This is a genomic window from Henriciella marina DSM 19595, from assembly GCF_000376805.1.
In the GTDB taxonomy this organism is placed as follows: domain Bacteria; phylum Pseudomonadota; class Alphaproteobacteria; order Caulobacterales; family Hyphomonadaceae; genus Henriciella; species Henriciella marina.
Map to the genome: position 1 here is coordinate 1,766,029 of NZ_AQXT01000002.1, position 16,265 is coordinate 1,782,293.

Genomic DNA, 16,265 nt, shown 5'->3' on the forward strand with positions numbered 1-16,265 from the left:
CAATTCTCACTTTTAACGAAACCTAGATGTCGTCGCCGGGGGTTACCTGGCTGATGACGTGCCGGATCGTCATGAAAAGCCGCACCACGGTCGCCGTCAGCAGCGCGCACACAAAGACCGTCAGGCCAAAAATCACCTCATACATGATCATGTACCAGCCGTCGGGCATCTTATCGAACTCGCCCACGGGCAGGACAAGCATCAGGAGGAGGATGACCGCACTGACGAGGCTGACCGTGGAGAGCCATGCCACCTGAGAAATGCCCTTGTAGACATCGATGTCGAAATCGGTCTTTGTCTGATTGGTAAGGCCGAGAAGGGTCAACATCAGGGCAAGCGTTGTGGCGGACGCGCCCGCGATTGCAGAGCCGAGATAGAGCCCGGTCTGCGTCAGGGCCTGAATGAGGTTTGTGGCTTCGGCCTCGCTATAGACATTGCCAATGGCAAAGCGGGCGCCAATACCGATCAGGATGACCAGCCCGGTGGTCAGGATCACAGCAATATGCTTCATGATGGGGTCTACCTCGCCTCCCTACGAAAACGTAATGCAAAGCCACATCGTACGTTCCGCCAGCCAGGTGACCAAAAGAAACCGCGCCCGCTGTGACGCGTTTCATCTGGCGTGACCGAATGCCTCTTAACCCCCGATGATATCTGGCCTGATGGATTGCCAGAGAGCGATGCTGTGATCCGGCAGCTTCGCACACGAGTATTTTCGAGAGGCATATGCGGTGAAGATTTCCGCATCCTTGTTGATCGCGGACCGCCCGCATTCCAGCTTGTCTTTGGCGAAAACACGCTTGTAAAGATCGAGTTCGATGTGGCCCGCTTCGGCGAGCACTCGCATCTTGTTCATGTCCCCGAACTCGGCCGCCCGCCGCAGATCATCACCGCTTATCCTGAAGATGGCGAGCTTCGCGTTCTTGGCCCGGTCCACTGGAAAGAAAGCGTGCATTCGCCATTGCGCAGGCCGCGGGGCGCCCAGCGGGTCGGCATGATCGCGACCGGCTTTGGCGCTGACAAGTGGCGTCGCATCACCGTTCTGGCGCGCGCGATCGACGAAGCCCGCCTCAACTATAATTTCCTGTTCCAGAACTCGAACTCCGTCGTCGCGACCCTGGCGGACGCTGCAGACACCGGCTTTGTTGACCTGCCGGGCGGCGGGTTCAATCTCGGCGCAGGCAATCTGCTCTATGATGAGCTGATGGGCGGGCCCCAGGTCCCGCGCTTTCTTATCCGGGGTGGCACCTCCCATTCGGCGAGCTCTGAGAGCGATGTGCCTCGCAACGTGCCGCAATCATCAAATACCGACGGGTAGCTGGAACGCGGCCCTCTCCGATCCGTTGGTTTTACAATCAGATACATCCAAGGAGACGACCATGTCAGACCAGACATCGCTCGACACGTTCCGTCAGGCATTCGCCAACTTTTCCGAAAAGACGACCAGCGTCTATGTGCCCCGCCCCGCCATCGAGATCGGCGGCGAGAAATGGCGCATCCTGCGCAAGAATGTCGTGGATGCCGTTGGAAAGCATTCCCCGGATGCAAAGTTCATTCTGGACCGGCTCGAGAATTTTGAGCTCGCCGATTTCCGCGCCAATGGCATTGCCCTTTTCGAGGACAAGGACAATCAGCGGATGGCGCACCTGAACTCGCGTCCTGTCGCGTCGATCACAACGGGCGAGCCGCCTTTCATCCTGCCGCTACTGGCTGATTTCCAGAGCCGCGAGACCCATTGGGTTCTCTTCGTTGCACGCGATGAGCCGAAGCTGTTTCTCCATCAGGGCGGCAATGTCAAAGACATGACCGACCGTCTGGATGCGCCGAAATATCGCTCTGTCGAGGCCCGCCGCCACGTTCAGGACGATGTGTTCTTCCATGCGGGCTCACGCGGCTCGGCCAGAGATTCCGATGGCCGTTCGGTCCACCACGCGCTTGGCAGCGGCCAGGACGAAGAACGCGACAAGACGGATCTCGCCTTTTATGAAGACGTCGCGAACGCCGCAGATGATGCCCTGCCACCGCAGACCAGGACGTTGCATGTGATTGGCGAGGAAAGCACGGTCGGCCATTTTGCCAAAGTGATGGAAAAAGGCCGCTTTGATGTGGTGCAGCACCATGCCGGCGGCGTGAACGAGGTTGAGGCCCACATCAAGGAAGCCTTCAGCAACGAGCCTGTCGGCGACGGACAGCTGCCGGAAGGCAAGAGTCTGCCAGACCTCAAGGATGCGGCGAAGGCTGGCCAGCTTGGTACGCTTTACCTGCCGATCGAATGCGCGCTTCTGGAAGAGATGCACGACCAGGCGGACGAGCATGTGAAGTTCCGGGAATTTGCCCATGACAGCGATGAAGCCGAACAAAACCGCACGACCGTGCTGGCGCTCGCAAATGGCGCCGACATCAACTGGTATGAGGCCCATGCGCATGGCGCCGTTGCCGAAATTCGCGCTGATTTGCGCTGGTAACATACCGTCTCTCGCGCAATTGCGCCGCGTCAGCCCTTGGAGAGCGGGCTGACGCGCGCTACTGTCTTCTCAACGAGACTGGAGAGATAAGCGCCCATGTTCCTCAACTTCTTCAATGAGCTGCGTTCAGCCAAGGTGCCTGTCACGCTGAAGGAATATCTTCTTCTGCTGGAAGCGATGGACAAGGACGTGATCGATATGGAGGTCCTGGACTTCTATTATCTTTCGCGCGCCGCGCTTGTGAAGGATGAACGGAACCTCGACAAGTTCGACCGCGTGTTCAGCCATGTCTTCAAGGGCCTGGACACAATGGAAGACGCCGTCAATGTTCAGGACCTGCCTGAAGAATGGCTGCGCAAGATGTCGGAAAAATTCCTCACCAAGGAGGAAATGGACGAGATCGAGGCGCTGGGCGGCTTTGAAAAGCTCATGGAGACGCTGAAACAGCGGCTCGAAGAGCAGAAGAAGCGCCATGAAGGCGGCAATAAGTGGATCGGCACAGGCGGCACCTCGCCGTTTGGCGCTGATGGCTACAACCCCGAAGGCGTCCGCATCGGTCAGGAAAAGTCTCGCCACCGCCGGGCCGTAAAGGTCTGGGACAAGCGCGACTTCAAGAATTACGATGACAGCGTCGAGATCGGCACGCGCAACATCAAGGTCGCGATGAAGCGGCTGCGCAAATGGGCCCGCAGCGGCGCCGACGAAGAACTCGACCTCGACAATACCATCCGCAAGACAGCCAAACAGGGCTATCTCGACATCGAGATGCGGCCTGAAAAGCGCAACACGGTCTCTGTTCTGTTGCTGATGGACGTTGGCGGGTCGATGGACCCGCATGTGCGCGTCATGGAGGAGCTGTTCTCGGCGGCCCGCTCCGAGATCAAGAATCTTGAATACTTCTACTTCCACAACTGCCCCTATGAGGGCCTCTGGAAGGACAATCGTCGCCGCATGAATGAGCGCATCCCGACGTGGGACGTGCTCCACAAGTATCCGTCCGAGTACAAGGTTATCGTGGTCGGCGACGCGACGATGAGCCCGTATGAGATCACCTATGCGGGCGGCTCTGTCGAGCACTGGAACGAGGAGGCCGGCGGCCTCTGGATCCAGCGCTTTGTAGACCAGTTTCCGAATTTCGTCTGGCTAAACCCAGTCAAGGCTGGGGCATGGGAGTACACAGGCTCCATCAAGCTCATCAACGAACTGATCGGCCCCGGCCGCATGTTCGAGCTGACCCTTCAGGGCCTCGAAGACGCGATGAAAGAGCTTAGCCGATAGCTTTCTATTCGCTGGCGTAGAACAAAAGCGCCCGCATGGTTCGACTGCGCTCACCATGCGGGCTTTTTTGTATCCTTTCGACATTCTGCTTGGTGAGCGAAGTCGAACCATTGGCGCTCGCAGCGCCTTTACAGCCCTCGCGGCAACCCTTCTAAATCTCATAAAACAAACCAGAGTGAGGAGACGCGCCCATGCCACGTATCAAGGCCAACGGCATCGAGATCGAGTATCGCGAAATCGGCAATCCGGACGACCCGATGCTGCTTCTGGTGTCGGGTTTCTCGACCCAGATGATCTCCTGGCCTGAGAGTTATCTTGAAGGGCTGGCCGCCGCCGGGCGCCGCGTCGTCATTTTCGACAATCGCGATATTGGCCTGTCGACGGAGTTTACCAATGAAATCCCCCCTGCCCCGGGCGACATCATCAAGGGCCTTTCAGAGGGCAAGGACATGTCGAAGGAGGTGCCGTACATCCTCAACGACATGGCCGCCGATGCGGCCGCGCTGATCACCGCGCTTGGGGCCGACAAGGCCGACGTCATGGGCAATTCCATGGGCGGCATGATCGTGCAGCTGATTGCGCTCAATCATCCCGAAAAAGTCCGCACGTTGATCCCCGTCATGACGACGTCGGGCGAGCCGAGCCTGCCTCGCGCCACACCGGAAGCCCAACAGGCCCTCACCGCGCAGCCGGAGATGCGCACCGCCGATGCCGTAGCCGAGATTTCCATGCAATCGCGCCGCGTCATCGGCTCGGCTGACGGTGTTCGCAATAGTGATGAAGAGACCGCGCAGAGCGCCCGCGACAGCTTCAACCGCTCAGACCGGCCGATGGGTGTTGCCCGGCAATATGCCGCCATCCTGGCACAGCCGCGCTGGCATGATCGGCTCTCCAGCATCAGCGTGCCAACGCTTGTCCTGCACGGCGCCATCGACCCGCTGATCCAGCCAGCCTGCGGCGAGGATATCGCCAAACGCGTGCCCGGCGCGAAGCTCGAGCTGATCGACAAATGGGGCCATGACATGCCGAAAGCGATGGTCCAGCCGCTGCTGGAGAAGATTGTGCCCTTCCTGAAAGCCAACGACCCGGACTGAAGTCGATGAGCGTGACCCCAACCGTCCTGACCGCCCATGACGGCGATATTCTTACCGTTACCATCAACCGGCCCGGCGCCCGCAATGCGGTCGACCGAGACACGGCGCAGGCGCTTTATGAGGCCTTCAAGGCGTTCGATGCCGATGAGGCGCTATCGGTCGCCATCCTGACCGGCGCAGAACATAATTTCTGCGCGGGCGCGGACCTGAAAGCGGTGTCCGAAGGGCGCGGCAATGTAACGAAGGTAGACGGCGACCTTGGCCCGATGGGGCCGACGCGGCTAAGCCTCACCAAACCCGTCATCGCTGCAGTTGAAGGCTACGCCGTGGCGGGCGGGCTGGAGCTTGCGCTCTGGTGTGATCTGCGCGTCGCGAGCGAGACCGCTCGCTTTGGTGTCTTCTGCAGGCGCTTTGGCGTCCCCTTGATCGATGGCGGGACAGTCCGCCTGCCGCGTCTCATCGGTCAGTCCCGCGCCATGGATATGGTGCTGACCGGGCGCGAAGTTGGCGTCGGCGAGGCGCTGGATATCGGTCTCGCCAATCGCCACGCGGCGGCCGGTGACGCGCTTGAGGCGGCAAAGGTTCTGGCACGAGAGATCGCCGCCTTTCCGCAGGCCTGTATGCGTGCCGACCGCGCGTCCACGCTGGCCCAGTGGAGCCTCTCTGAAGCCGAAGCCCTCCGCGCGGAAATCAGCGGCGGGATGGATGTGATCAGCTCGGGTGAAACGCAGGCCGGTGCCACGCGCTTCAAGTCCGGCACGGGGCGCCACGGCAAGTTCTGAACCTCTCGGCCTACCAGCCGCCCCCACCGCCGCCACCGCCGCCGCCGCCAGAAAAACCGCCGCCGCCAGAACCTGAGGATGAGGAGCTTTGCGGCATGGAGGCAGCCACGGCTGCGGCAACATTCGTTGTGATGGCGCGGTTCATCCCGGAGAGTGAATGCCCGGACATATGTCCGGCATACCAGCCCGGATTGTAAGCGGCCGCTTCCTGCGGCAGCACGGTTTCGAAATGCTCGGTCCACGGCTTCTCGACGCCGAGCGCGATGGCATAGGGAAGGAAGGTTTCGTACCGGTCCCTGGTCATGGGCGGGGGCTGACTGCCGTCGACCTTGGCGGCGTTGAGCTGGAGCTTTTCAGCCGTCTCGAGATAAAGCCTGAAGCCCTTGATCTTTGTGCGGACATCCTCACCCTTCTGGGTGGCCGCCGGCATCAGATACATGAAAAGCCCGTTCACCAGCGCAATTGCGATAACGAGCCCGGTCAGCCAGTTATTCCAGTTCGTGGCATGGATGATGGCGAAGATGATGGCGATGCCAGAGAGCGCAATCGCGGCGAACGTATAGCCGAGATTCCAGCGGAAATAGTCAGACCCGAACTTCTCTGACACCTTCTTGCGAAAGGCCTGATAGGCGGCAGTGAAGTCCTTGTTGTAGCTCTTGCCGAGCGTCACGGCATTTGTGTCCGGGAAGAGCTTGCGCTGCAGGGTCCATTCCTCGGACGGCAATCGCCCACTTCCCATTTCACGCTTGGGCGTCAGCACGGTTTCCTTCTTGTCGGCCGCGTCGATATCGAGCCGCCCCTTGATGCCGAGATTGACCAGGGTGGAAATCAGCGCGTCATGATCATTGAACCCGCGATGATAGATGTGATGGACGGCGGCAGGCGAGAAACCGGCAGGCGGTTCATAGAGCGGGAAGACAGGCCCGCGTGCCGGGTCACGGCCGACCCTGTTCCATGAACGATAGAGAAAGACGAAAACACCGATGAGTGAGGCCAGCAGCACAGCAAGCGATCCATGGCGCTGCCACCAGAGTGCCCGCTTGTCGCCCGCCGAGGGCGGGTCGATCACGCCTTTCTCCACCGCCAGCGCGACAGTCAGCCCCTCATACGGGCCGAGCGAGGTGGTCGTCTCAAATACATGGGCGTCGCCCTCGCGGCGATAGGTGTAGTCGCTCGCTGTCGCGCCTTGTGGGCCTGTATAGGCGCTTTGCCGCAGGATGCCCGCCCCGTCCGGAAAGATGATGCGGGCGGTGGCTTCACCGATGGGGAACGTCCACCCAGTACCGGTCACATTCCAGTAGAGCTCATCGGCGCCCTCCTGGTAGCGGATCTGGTTCTTTACCCGATAGGTGATCTCATAGACATGCTCGCCGCGCTCGATGCGTACATCCGGGTCGCCGATCCGCACCGTATAGCCATTGCCATCGGCATCGGTTTCATACTTTTCGCGCGCGCCATCCCGGCGGACAGAGACAATGTCATAATCAAAGCGCAGCCGCTCTCCGTCGAGCAGGTAATAGCGTGGCAGCGTCCGGAAGATGCCGCGATTGATCTGATCATGCTCGGCGACGATCTCGATCGTCTCAGCGACCAGAATATCGCCGCTTTGCTGGACATCAACATCGACGGCGAACCGGTTGATGACTTCTTCTGCCTTAGCAGGCAGCACGGCCAGAATTGCCATGCAGAGGCATGTCAGAAGATTTCTCATCAGCCCTGCCCCCCGAAGTTGACCTCCGGCAGCGCTCGGTCGGCGGTCTGGATCTCGAAATAAGCCGCCTTGTGAAAGCCGAAAGGGCCCGCGATCATACTGGACGGGAAGGTCTCGACGGCCGTGTTCAGTTCGCGCACAGCGCCATTATAGAAGCGCCGCGCCATCTCGATCTTGTTCTCGGTGTCGGCGAGGTCATCCTGCAGACCCTTGAAGTTCGCACTGGCTTTGAGTTCGGGATAGTCCTCACCGACCGCGATCAGGCGGCCCAGGGGACGAGAGAGTTCGCTTTCGGCAGCGCCCCGGGCCACGGCATCATCACCTGCCGCGTTCGCCTGATTGCGCTTTTCCACCACGTCTTCGAACAGCTGACGCTCATGGCTGGCATAGCCTTTGACCGTCGCGACCAGCGCCGGGATAAGGTCGGCGCGCCGCTTCAGCTGAACATCGATATCTGCCCAGCCATTGTTCACCATTTGCCGTTTTGCGACGAGCCTGTTGTAGAGCACGATTGTCAGAACGAGCGCTGCGGCGAGCACGCCAATCACGATGAACAGAACCGTCATGCAGGCGTCCTCCCTTGAGACTGATCTGGCGACCGGTCCGGCGACTATCTGCCAAACCGGCCGGTCTGTTAAGGGCAAAACGGGAATAGGCGGCCTGCCACCGCCTCATCAATGGGCACCCGCCGCCTCTCCCTTTTAGGCGGCCCGCTTTGAGTTGACAGCATCTGGTCCGTGGGCGCACCCAAAGCGCAATCAATCAGAGGAATGGATATGAAAATAGCGCTTCTCGCCGCCCTTGGCTCCTCCCTGCTGGCGCTGCCCGCGCTTGCGCAGGACGCCGAACCAGCAACCGAAACGGCCTCTCACGAAGCTTCACATGGCGGTGAAAAAGGCCCGGACATGTCGCTCGAAGCGATGACGCCGGAAGATGAAGTGGTGAATGTCGGCCTTGCAGGCCAGGATCCGTCCAATATTGCGCGCTACCTTCTGGCGAGCGGCGCGGGCGGCACCTCTCTTTCGCCAGATGGTGAGACCCTCGCCATGAGCTGGGACATCACCGGCGAGCCGCAGCTCTGGACGTTTCCGGCCAGCGGCGGCCAGCCCCAGCAGCTGACCTTTGGCAATGGCATCACTTTTTTCTCCTGGGCCCCTGACAGCGAGACGCTGATCTATGGCGCCGATAATGACGGCAATGAGCAGGAATCCTATTATCGTATCAGCGCGGACGGCCTGTCGGAAGCGCTGGTGCTGCCAGCGGTCGATGGTGGCTTTCGTGCATTCGGTGACTTTGGGGCAGACGGCAAGACGATCGCTTTTGCGTCGACAGAGCGCAATGGCGAGGATTTTGATATCTACACGGCCGACCTTTCCAGTGGAGAGACGACACGCCTCTATGAAGGGACCTTCGGTTTCTTCGCGCACGATATGTCACCCGATGGAGGCAAGCTCATCGTGACGGAGACTGTCGGTGAGGATTCCGACAATCTCTACCTCCTGGACATTGAAAGCCGCGAGATGACGACGCTCGCCAGGCCCGACCCGCGCGCCAATCATACGGGCGGCGGTTTTGCCTGGCTGCCGGACTCCTCGGGCTTCTATTTCTCGACCAATGAGGGCCGCGAGTTTTCCGCCATCACCCGTTATGACGTCGAGAGCGGCGAGATGACGACCGTCAAGGAAGCCGACTATGACCTTGGCGGGATCGACCTCTGCGGTGAGGGCGGTCAGTTCATGGTCTCTACCGAGAATGTCGATGGTTTCGAGACGCTTCATATCGACAAGGACGGCGAGGCCGCCGGTCTCGACCTCAGCTTCCTGCCGGAAGGCCAGTACGCAACAAGCTGCTCGATGGAGACCTCAAAGGTCGCGATCCGCGCTGGCGGCTGGCGTACGCCCGGCGATGTCTATGTTGTCGACCTTGAGAGCGGCGCGCATACGCAGGTCTTTGCCTCCAACTATGCAGGGCTCGATCCTGACCGTCTCATCCGGCCCGAAAGCGTCCGCATGATGGCGCGCGACGGGGTTGAGCTCCAGGGGCTCCTCTACCTGCCGGACGACAGCTCACGCCAGAGCGACAGCGCCCCGCCTGTCATTTTCTTCGTTCATGGCGGACCAACAGGCCAGTCCGTCGCAAGCTTTGACGCGGTGGTGCAATACCATCTCGATCGCGGTCTTGCCGTCTTCGAGCCAAACGTGCGCGGCTCCACCGGGTTCGGGCGGACCTATGTCACGCTCGATGACCAGAAGAAGCGCCGCGACAGTGTGCGTGACCTGATCGACATGCTGGCGGCGCTGGAACAAGACGGCCGCGTCGACACCAGCCGCGCGGCCGTCGTCGGCGGCTCCTATGGCGGCTATATGGTGAACGCCGTTCTGGCGCTTTATCCGGAGGCCTTCGATGCAGGCGCGTCGCTCTTCGGTGTCGGCAACTGGGTAACGGCGCTCCAGATCGCCTCGCCGGGCCTCAAGGCGTCTGACCGGATCGAATATGGCGACATCCGTGAGCAGGAATGGGTGGACTACTACACTGAAAACTCGCCGGTCTCGCTGGCCGACAATATCGAGGTGCCGGTGCTCTACTCCCACGGCGTCATGGACCCGCGGATCGACATCTACGAGACCGAGATCATGGTGAAGACGCTGCGCGAGAACGGCATCGAAGCGCCTTATGTCCGCATTCCGGACGAGGGCCATGGCTGGCGCAAGCTGAAGAACCAGCTCTACTATTTCCGCCGTCAGGCCGAGTTCCTTGAAGAGCAGCTGGCAGACACCGACGAATAAGGCCTGCGAACCAGATACTCTGGCCATACGCCCCGGTTTCAGGCATCGGGGCGCATGATGCCTTCCGTCCTTCGCCTTTTCCTGATCACCGCGCTCGCCATGACGGCCTTTGCCGCCAATTCGGTTCTGGCGCGGCTTGCCATGGCGACAGGCGAGGCAGGGGCGTGGACCTTTACCCTCATCCGTATCCTTTCGGGTGCGCTTGTTCTGGCGCTGATCGTGTCGCCTGGCCGCGCGATGAAAGCAGGCAGCTGGGCCTCCGGCGGCGCGCTTCTTCTTTATGCCGCCGCCTTCTCGCTCGCTTATCTGACGCTGGCGACGGGCACCGGCGCGCTGATCCTCTTTGCGCTCGTGCAGATTACGATGATCGGCTGGGGGCTCGCCCAAGGAGAGCGCCTCAGTGCGCCGCGATGGGGCGGGCTGATACTGGCACTTCTTGGCCTCGTCTGGCTGCTCCTGCCCGGCATCGAAGCGCCGCCTCTGGCTGGCGCGCTTCTCATGTCGGCGGCAGGCGTCGGCTGGGGCATCTATTCGCTGCGCGGGCGCGGCGCCAGCCAGCCAACCCTGCTGACCGCTGGCAACTTTGCGCGGGCAAGCTTCCTGGCTCTTCTGGTTGCTTTTCCGGCGCTCTTTCTCTCTGGCGAAGCAGCCCCATCGCTCGAAGGGACAGCCTATGCGCTGGCGTCAGGGGCGATCACTTCGGCGCTCGGCTATGCCATCTGGTATGCGGCCCTGCGGCACTTGAGCGCCAGCCTTGCCGCCATCGCCCAGCTTACTGTCCCGGCCATCGCCGCGTTCGGCGGCATGATCTTCCTCGATGAACCACTGACCGTACGCTTCCTGATTGCCACCGCGCTTATCCTTAGCGGCGTCGCGCTTGCCAGTTTGGCCCGGCGACGGGCGACATCGTAAGCGATTGACGCCGCCTGGTTTCCCGGTCATTGCCTTGCGCCATGACCGAGGCCCCTGCCATCCGAAAACACGGGAAGAATGCTTTCCTGTTCGTCATCGTCTGCGTGGCGATAGATATGATGGGGTTTGGCATCATCATTCCCGTCCTACCGTCGCTGCTTGAGGAGCTAACGGGCAATCCAGCGTCTGAGACGATCGTCATCGGCGGCTATCTGATGGCAACCTATGGCATCCTCAACTTCGTCGCCATGCCGACCATTGGCAGCCTGTCCGACCGGTTCGGCAGGCGGCCCGTCCTTCTGGTCTCAATCGCGACACTCGGCATGGACTTCATCATCATGGGGCTGGCAGACTCGGTCTGGCTGCTCTTTGTCGGCCGCGCCCTTACCGGCATTTCCTCGGCGACATTCTCTACCGCGAACGCCTATATCGCCGATGTCACGGACCCCGGAGAACGCGGCAAGGCCTTCGGCATGATCGGCGCGGCCTTTGGCATCGGCTTCATTCTGGGCCCGGCCATTGGCGGCCTGCTCGGCTCCATCGATACGCGCCTGCCCTTTTTCGGGGCAGCGGCGCTTTCGATCCTGAACTTTCTCTATGGCTTCTTCGTTCTGCCGGAATCGCTGGCAAAGGAAGACAGGCGGGCCTTCGACGCCAAACGCGCCAATCCGTTCGGCGCGGTCAAACACTTCTCAAAGATCCCCAAGGTTGGCTGGTTTATCGTCGCTTTCGGCATTTTCCAGTTTGCCCACAGCGTCTTCCCGTCGACCTGGAATTTCTATTCCGACATTCGCTATGACTGGTCGGAGACGCAGATCGGCCTGTCGCTTGCGGCGGTCGGGCTTGGCTCTGCGCTGACGCAGGTGCTGCTCATTGGCCCCTCGATCAGCCGGTTCGGCCCGGTCCGCACCGCGCTCGGCGGCATCGGTATCATGGTGGTTGCGCTTGGCCTTTTTGCCGGGGCATTCCAGGGCTGGATGGTCTACGCGATCATACCACTCAGCGCGCTTGGCGGGGTTTTCGGCCCATCCATCAACCAGATCATGTCGGGCCTCACCCCGCGCAACGCGCAGGGCGAATTGCAAGGCGCCACGGCCAGCCTCAATGCCTTCTCGATCATCTTCGCGCCGCTCCTGATGACGCAGACGCTTCATGCTTTCTCCTCCGATGATGCGCCGGTCTATTTCCCGGGTGCGGCCTTCCTTCTGGCCTCCGTTCTGACCGCCCTGGTCTTCATCCCCTTCATGATGGGTGTGCGTGCCAATCGCGAGGCGGTCGCGACGCTCGCGGCCGCCGAGTGACGCAAGGAAGGCGTGCGCACCTTGCATCTGGTCCCGCCACGCCCCTTCGCCTAGAAACAAGCCCATGTCCGAACGACGCCCTGCCCTCTTTCTGGACCGTGACGGCGTCCTCAATGTCGATCGCGGTTATGTCAGCCGTATCGAGGACTTCGAGTGGGTCGACGGCGCCAGAGAGTGCGTGGCGACTTTCAACCGCCGCGGCTGGTATGTCTTCGTCGTGACGAACCAGTCCGGCATCGCTCGCGGCCTCTATACCGAAGCCGACATGCTGGCCCTGCACGCGCATATGGAAACCGAGCTTGAAGCCGCTGGGGCAAAGATTGACCGCTTCTATCACGCCCCCTGGCATGAGGAAGGCGAGGTTGCGCGCTATCGGAAAGCCAGCATCGACCGCAAGCCAGGCCCGGGAATGTTGCTGCAGGCCATGGCCGATTTCAACGTCAACCGGGAACAGAGCTTCCTGATCGGCGACAAGGAAACCGATATGGACGCGGCGCGCGCCGCGGGCGTCGGGGCATTCCTGTTCAGGGGCGGCAACATTGCAACTTTCGCCGAATGGGCACTGGCCAGCTTTGAGGACGGGGTCCGCGGATAATAATGAAGAAGATCGGTATTCTTGGCGGGATGAGCCCGGAAAGCACCATCATCTATTATCGTGAGCTCAATGCTGGCGCCCGCGCGGCGCTCGGCCCGCTTGAGAGCGCGGACTGCCTCATCGCGTCGATGAATTTCGGTGACATACAGAGGATGCAGAAAGCGGGCGACTGGGAGGGCGCTGGCGCCCTGCTCAGCCGGGCGGCAAAGGGCCTGCAGGATGCCGGTGCGGATTTTGTTCTCCTGGCGACAAACACGATGCACAAATGCGCAGACGCCATCGAAGCCGCGATCCGTGTGCCCTACCTGCATATTGCTGACGCCACCGGCATGAAGCTTAGATCAGACGGGCGCACCCGCCCGTTGTTGCTTGGCACGGCCTACACAATGGAACAGGATTTCTACAAAGGCCGGCTGAAACAGACGCACGGGCTGGAGGTCGTCATTCCAGATGAAGACGACCGCGCGCGAATTCACAGGATCATCTTTGATGAACTCGTGAACGGCATCATCAAGGACGATAGCCGCGCGGCCTATCTCGATATCGTCACCCGGCACGCCGCCGCCGGGGCAGACAGCGTCATCCTTGGCTGCACGGAAATCGGCATGCTGCTCAACGACACCAATTCGCCGCTGCCGGTCTACGATACAGCGCTTATCCACTGTGAGGTCGCGCTGGAAATGGCCCTCACCTAGAGTGACTTCAGCGTCTTTCCGTTCAGACCGCCCATTCGGCAGACTTCCATCCATTCATCTGCCTTAACTGGCTGCACGGACAGGCGGAAGGAGGTGACCAGCGCCATGTCTTCCAGCTTTTCATTTGCCTTGACGGCTTTAAGCGTCACCGGCTTTGGCATGTCGCAGATGGCCTTCAGGTCAACGCAGTCCCAGCGCTCATCATCGGTCGTCTGATCCTGTGCGCTCTCGGCAGACACCTCGACGATCCCAACGACCTCAAGGCCCTTATTGGAGTGGTAGAAGAAGCCTTTATCGCCCACTTTCATGTCGCGCATGAAGTTGCGCGCCTGATAGTTGCGGATGCCGGTCCACTGAGTGCCATTTTCCCCGGCCTCCTTCTGGTCGTCCCAGCCCCATTTGAACGGCTCTGATTTGAACAGCCAGTATGCCATCGAAAACTCCTTCAGTTCAGCCACCGCGCAGACATAGAACGGATTCGCCTGAAATCGAGAGGAGCAGTCAGCCGGTCGCGGCAGACTGGAGGCACGCTTCGCGCACAAGCATTTCCATCTCGTCCCAGCCCTTATAGGCCCGCAGGGCGCGGTCTGCGCCGATCCAGGCATCTTCAAAGCTTTCGCGCAGGTCATCATCCACGAGGATAGGCAGGAGTGGATCGAGACAGATCCGAATGGTGAAGCAGATAACACCTGTTTCAGGCAGCTTGCGGATGGTCTGGCGCTCTACCCGCAGGAACAGGTCTTCTGGTTCGGCGCCGAGCGCGACTGGACGTTCCGGCGTATAGCGCGCGCCACCCGGCTGGACCGTCCAGTTGAAGCGCTCCAGCACGCGGCCGGGCACAAGGCCGTTGAAGACGCGGTTTATGCGGGTGGCAAGCTCAGAACTTCCGCCCGGCACGGGCGAATGCAACTCATCGAGCGTGCCGCCGACCATCTCTTCCAGCGACCAGTAAGTCGGCGCAGTGACTGCCCCTGCGATGAGGCGCCAGTCGCCACACTCATCGCGCTCCAGCAGGCAGAGATCATCTGAAACCAGCGTCGCGGCGCGGCCGAGCGCACTGTCGGCGGGGCTCTGTGAGGAGACGTTCACCGCCTCGCCGATCATCGCCAGCAGCTCGCGGGCAGGCGCTGAATCGATCTCGCCCAGCAGGGTCTCATCGCTCTGTTCCTCCAGCAGCATGAGACGCTCAAGTTCGCAGGCATCCATCTCCGTGTCCGGTATGAGCCAGCGGCGTTCAGGGATGGGCTTCAGGGCGGGGGTGACCCGCGGCGGGCCGTGAAGGAAAGGAAGGTAGGGCGGCGTTCTAGGCGGCACGCGCCTGACCCCAGCTGACGAAGCCTGCGATTTTTGGTGTGCTTGGAAGATACATCGTATGCACGTCTTCCAGGACGAAGCCGCTATCACGAAGCATCGCCGTCGCGTCGCGCGTCAGATGACAGCCCCCCGCCAGCGGCTTCCAGATACGCTCCACGCGGCGCTGCCACTGGGCGACACCCTGATCAGGCGACAGACCGTGTTCGGAGAACAGAACCTTGCCGCCTGGCTTCAGCACGCGGCGGACTTCTGAAAGCGCGCCCGCCCAGTCGGGGATGGTGCAGAGCACGAAGGTGATGATGACCGTGTCGATCGTGGCGTCTTCAAGCGGCACGTTTTCTGCGCCGGTTTCAAGAAACTCGATCCGTTCCGACCAGCCAAGCTCGCTGGCTTCGCTTTTGGCCCGCTTCATCATTTCCGGCGACGGCTCAAGCGCATAGAGCCGCTCAATCTTCGAGGCGTCGTAGAACTGGAAATTCGTGCCCGATCCGCAGCCAAGCTCAAGCACCCGGCCTGTGGCCAGCGGCACCACTTTTTCGCGCTGCTTCATGATCGGCTTGGTTGCGCACGCACAGGAGATAAGCGGCGGAACGACGAATTTATCCCAGAGACCCATATCCTATTGCTCCGCGTTGAGCCGCATGCGCGTGGCGGCATTCGCTGGTTCCACCGTCAGCGCTTGCTGGGTGATGATGATATCGTAGGCCAGGCCATCCTCCATCGGTGCATAGACAGCAGATCCGAACTGGTTGCCTTTGACGCCAACCCGGTTGCCCTGCTCACGCGCCAGAGCGAAGACATCAAGACCCGGATTGTCGGACAGGGCCAGGCCATTGCTGGTCGCTTCGGAAACGCTGGAGGTGTTATAACGACGGTTCATGCGCCCTTCGATGTATTCAAGGCGGTAGACACTGTCATAGCCAAGCATGTTCGCCATTGGTTCAAAGGTGATGACACGTGCGCCGAGGGAAAACTCGTCGCCACTGAGGATACAGGGCTCGCCTTCGTCGCCCGGGTCGAAACAGGTGATTGTCTCGCCGCCAGCAAGGTCGACATCGACGCGGAAGGCATTCTCTTCATCTGCGACCGCATCAAAGCTGATCCGCGCGACCGGGCGTTCATAGGTCAGGCGCTCATAGGTCTGCAGGTTCAGGCCGAAGAAGGTGCCGATCCCCGCCATGCCGAGAAAACCAATACCGAACAGGAACCGGAGGCCGCCTGCGACCACGCGCAACTTGAAGAGGCGCCCAAGACCCGCAAATGTCAGCATGAGCCCGACGAGGCCAGCAAGAGCCGGTAAAATCCACCAGAGCAGTCCCATCTTGTCCTCTC

Annotated in this window: 17 protein-coding genes; 10 read left to right on the plus strand and 7 right to left on the minus strand. The window is 60.9% G+C overall.

Annotation, left to right across the window (positions count from 1 at the left end):
* Nucleotides 1-22 precede the first annotated feature (22 nt).
* The gene (locus F550_RS0108595) at nt 23-511 is read right to left on the minus strand and encodes a hypothetical protein (RefSeq protein ID WP_018148135.1); all 489 of its coding nucleotides are present in this window, start codon (nt 509-511) and stop codon (nt 23-25) included.
* Between the two features lie 174 nt (nt 512-685).
* Between F550_RS0108595 and F550_RS19635 the strand changes: the two genes are divergently transcribed.
* From F550_RS19635 to F550_RS0108620, 5 genes are all read left to right on the plus strand, one after another.
* The gene (locus F550_RS19635) at nt 686-1,318 is read left to right on the plus strand and encodes a hypothetical protein (RefSeq protein ID WP_233349011.1); all 633 of its coding nucleotides are present in this window, start codon (nt 686-688) and stop codon (nt 1,316-1,318) included.
* A 61-nt stretch (nt 1,319-1,379) separates the two neighbouring features.
* Nucleotides 1,380-2,465, plus strand: coding sequence for a hypothetical protein (locus F550_RS0108605; protein ID WP_018148137.1), 1,086 nt, complete (start codon nt 1,380-1,382; stop codon nt 2,463-2,465).
* 96 nt (nt 2,466-2,561) lie between these two features.
* Nucleotides 2,562-3,743 carry a vWA domain-containing protein gene (locus tag F550_RS0108610; protein ID WP_018148138.1) on the plus strand — a complete coding sequence of 394 codons (1,182 nt, stop codon included), beginning with the start codon at nt 2,562-2,564 and terminating at the stop codon, nt 3,741-3,743.
* Between the two features lie 191 nt (nt 3,744-3,934).
* Entirely contained in the window at nt 3,935-4,837 is a 903-nt protein-coding gene (locus F550_RS0108615; RefSeq protein WP_018148139.1) for an alpha/beta fold hydrolase, read from the plus strand.
* 5 nt (nt 4,838-4,842) lie between these two features.
* The gene (locus F550_RS0108620; RefSeq protein ID WP_018148140.1) at nt 4,843-5,619 is read left to right on the plus strand and encodes a crotonase/enoyl-CoA hydratase family protein; all 777 of its coding nucleotides are present in this window, start codon (nt 4,843-4,845) and stop codon (nt 5,617-5,619) included.
* Between the two features lie 10 nt (nt 5,620-5,629).
* Here F550_RS0108620 and F550_RS0108625 read toward each other — a convergent pair whose 3' ends face one another.
* Together F550_RS0108625 and F550_RS0108630 are read right to left on the minus strand one after the other, a co-directional pair.
* Nucleotides 5,630-7,330, minus strand: coding sequence for a DUF2207 domain-containing protein (locus F550_RS0108625; protein WP_083910948.1), 1,701 nt, complete (start codon nt 7,328-7,330; stop codon nt 5,630-5,632).
* Nucleotides 7,330-7,896, minus strand: a complete 567-nt coding sequence (locus F550_RS0108630; RefSeq protein WP_018148142.1) for a LemA family protein — start codon at nt 7,894-7,896, stop codon at nt 7,330-7,332. Before F550_RS0108630 ends, F550_RS0108625 begins: the two co-directional genes overlap by 1 nt.
* A 210-nt stretch (nt 7,897-8,106) precedes the next feature.
* On the opposite strand from F550_RS0108630, the gene F550_RS0108635 reads away from it, so the two are divergent.
* From F550_RS0108635 to F550_RS0108655, 5 genes are all read left to right on the plus strand, one after another.
* Nucleotides 8,107-10,116, plus strand: a complete 2,010-nt coding sequence (locus F550_RS0108635) for a S9 family peptidase (protein ID WP_156807882.1) — start codon at nt 8,107-8,109, stop codon at nt 10,114-10,116.
* A gap of 54 nt (nt 10,117-10,170) precedes the next feature.
* On the plus strand, nt 10,171-11,028 hold the full coding sequence (locus F550_RS0108640) for a DMT family transporter (RefSeq protein WP_018148144.1): 858 nt from the start codon (nt 10,171-10,173) through the stop codon (nt 11,026-11,028).
* 41 nt (nt 11,029-11,069) lie between these two features.
* Complete coding sequence (locus F550_RS0108645) at nt 11,070-12,329, plus strand: TCR/Tet family MFS transporter (RefSeq protein WP_018148145.1); 1,260 nt, start codon at nt 11,070-11,072, stop codon at nt 12,327-12,329.
* Nucleotides 12,330-12,393: 64 nt separating this feature from the next.
* A complete protein-coding gene (locus tag F550_RS17335) occupies nt 12,394-12,924 on the plus strand; it encodes a D-glycero-alpha-D-manno-heptose-1,7-bisphosphate 7-phosphatase (RefSeq protein ID WP_018148146.1) in 531 nt (176 codons plus the stop codon).
* A 2-nt stretch (nt 12,925-12,926) separates the two neighbouring features.
* The gene (locus tag F550_RS0108655) at nt 12,927-13,619 is read left to right on the plus strand and encodes an aspartate/glutamate racemase family protein (protein WP_018148147.1); all 693 of its coding nucleotides are present in this window, start codon (nt 12,927-12,929) and stop codon (nt 13,617-13,619) included.
* Here the strand turns inward: F550_RS0108655 and F550_RS0108660 are convergent.
* From F550_RS0108660 to F550_RS0108675, 4 genes are all read right to left on the minus strand, one after another.
* On the minus strand, nt 13,616-14,053 hold the full coding sequence (locus tag F550_RS0108660; protein WP_026180668.1) for an EVE domain-containing protein: 438 nt from the start codon (nt 14,051-14,053) through the stop codon (nt 13,616-13,618). The genes F550_RS0108655 and F550_RS0108660 overlap by 4 nt on opposite strands.
* Before the next feature lie 67 nt (nt 14,054-14,120).
* Nucleotides 14,121-14,933, minus strand: a complete 813-nt coding sequence (locus tag F550_RS18520) for a heme-dependent oxidative N-demethylase subunit alpha family protein (RefSeq protein ID WP_156807883.1) — start codon at nt 14,931-14,933, stop codon at nt 14,121-14,123.
* Nucleotides 14,923-15,549 carry a class I SAM-dependent methyltransferase gene (locus F550_RS0108670; protein WP_018148150.1) on the minus strand — a complete coding sequence of 209 codons (627 nt, stop codon included), beginning with the start codon at nt 15,547-15,549 and terminating at the stop codon, nt 14,923-14,925. The genes F550_RS18520 and F550_RS0108670 overlap by 11 nt, the downstream gene beginning before the upstream one ends.
* 3 nt (nt 15,550-15,552) lie before the next feature.
* Nucleotides 15,553-16,254 (minus strand): hypothetical protein, encoded by a 702-nt coding sequence (locus F550_RS0108675; protein ID WP_018148151.1) that lies wholly within the window; start codon nt 16,252-16,254, stop codon nt 15,553-15,555.
* Nucleotides 16,255-16,265 lie beyond the last annotated feature (11 nt).

Excerpts from the sequence above, each read along its gene's own strand:
- F550_RS0108645 (WP_018148145.1), top strand. The coding sequence starts at position 11,070 with ATGACCGAGGCCCCTGCCATCCGAAAACACGGGAAGAATGCTTTCCTG.
- F550_RS0108605 (WP_018148137.1), top strand. The coding sequence starts at position 1,380 with ATGTCAGACCAGACATCGCTCGACACGTTCCGTCAGGCATTCGCCAAC.
- F550_RS0108635 (WP_156807882.1), top strand. The coding sequence starts at position 8,107 with ATGAAAATAGCGCTTCTCGCCGCCCTTGGCTCCTCCCTGCTGGCGCTG.
- F550_RS0108655 (WP_018148147.1), top strand. The coding sequence starts at position 12,927 with ATGAAGAAGATCGGTATTCTTGGCGGGATGAGCCCGGAAAGCACCATC.
- F550_RS0108630 (WP_018148142.1), bottom strand. The coding sequence starts at position 7,896 with ATGACGGTTCTGTTCATCGTGATTGGCGTGCTCGCCGCAGCGCTCGTT.
- F550_RS0108675 (WP_018148151.1), bottom strand. The coding sequence starts at position 16,254 with ATGGGACTGCTCTGGTGGATTTTACCGGCTCTTGCTGGCCTCGTCGGG.
- F550_RS0108615 (WP_018148139.1), top strand. The coding sequence starts at position 3,935 with ATGCCACGTATCAAGGCCAACGGCATCGAGATCGAGTATCGCGAAATC.
- F550_RS0108625 (WP_083910948.1), bottom strand. The coding sequence starts at position 7,330 with ATGAGAAATCTTCTGACATGCCTCTGCATGGCAATTCTGGCCGTGCTG.
- F550_RS0108640 (WP_018148144.1), top strand. The coding sequence starts at position 10,171 with ATGATGCCTTCCGTCCTTCGCCTTTTCCTGATCACCGCGCTCGCCATG.
- F550_RS0108660 (WP_026180668.1), bottom strand. The coding sequence starts at position 14,053 with ATGGCATACTGGCTGTTCAAATCAGAGCCGTTCAAATGGGGCTGGGAC.
- F550_RS0108620 (WP_018148140.1), top strand. The coding sequence starts at position 4,843 with ATGAGCGTGACCCCAACCGTCCTGACCGCCCATGACGGCGATATTCTT.
- F550_RS0108670 (WP_018148150.1), bottom strand. The coding sequence starts at position 15,549 with ATGGGTCTCTGGGATAAATTCGTCGTTCCGCCGCTTATCTCCTGTGCG.
- F550_RS0108610 (WP_018148138.1), top strand. The coding sequence starts at position 2,562 with ATGTTCCTCAACTTCTTCAATGAGCTGCGTTCAGCCAAGGTGCCTGTC.
- F550_RS17335 (WP_018148146.1), top strand. The coding sequence starts at position 12,394 with ATGTCCGAACGACGCCCTGCCCTCTTTCTGGACCGTGACGGCGTCCTC.
- F550_RS0108595 (WP_018148135.1), bottom strand. The coding sequence starts at position 511 with ATGAAGCATATTGCTGTGATCCTGACCACCGGGCTGGTCATCCTGATC.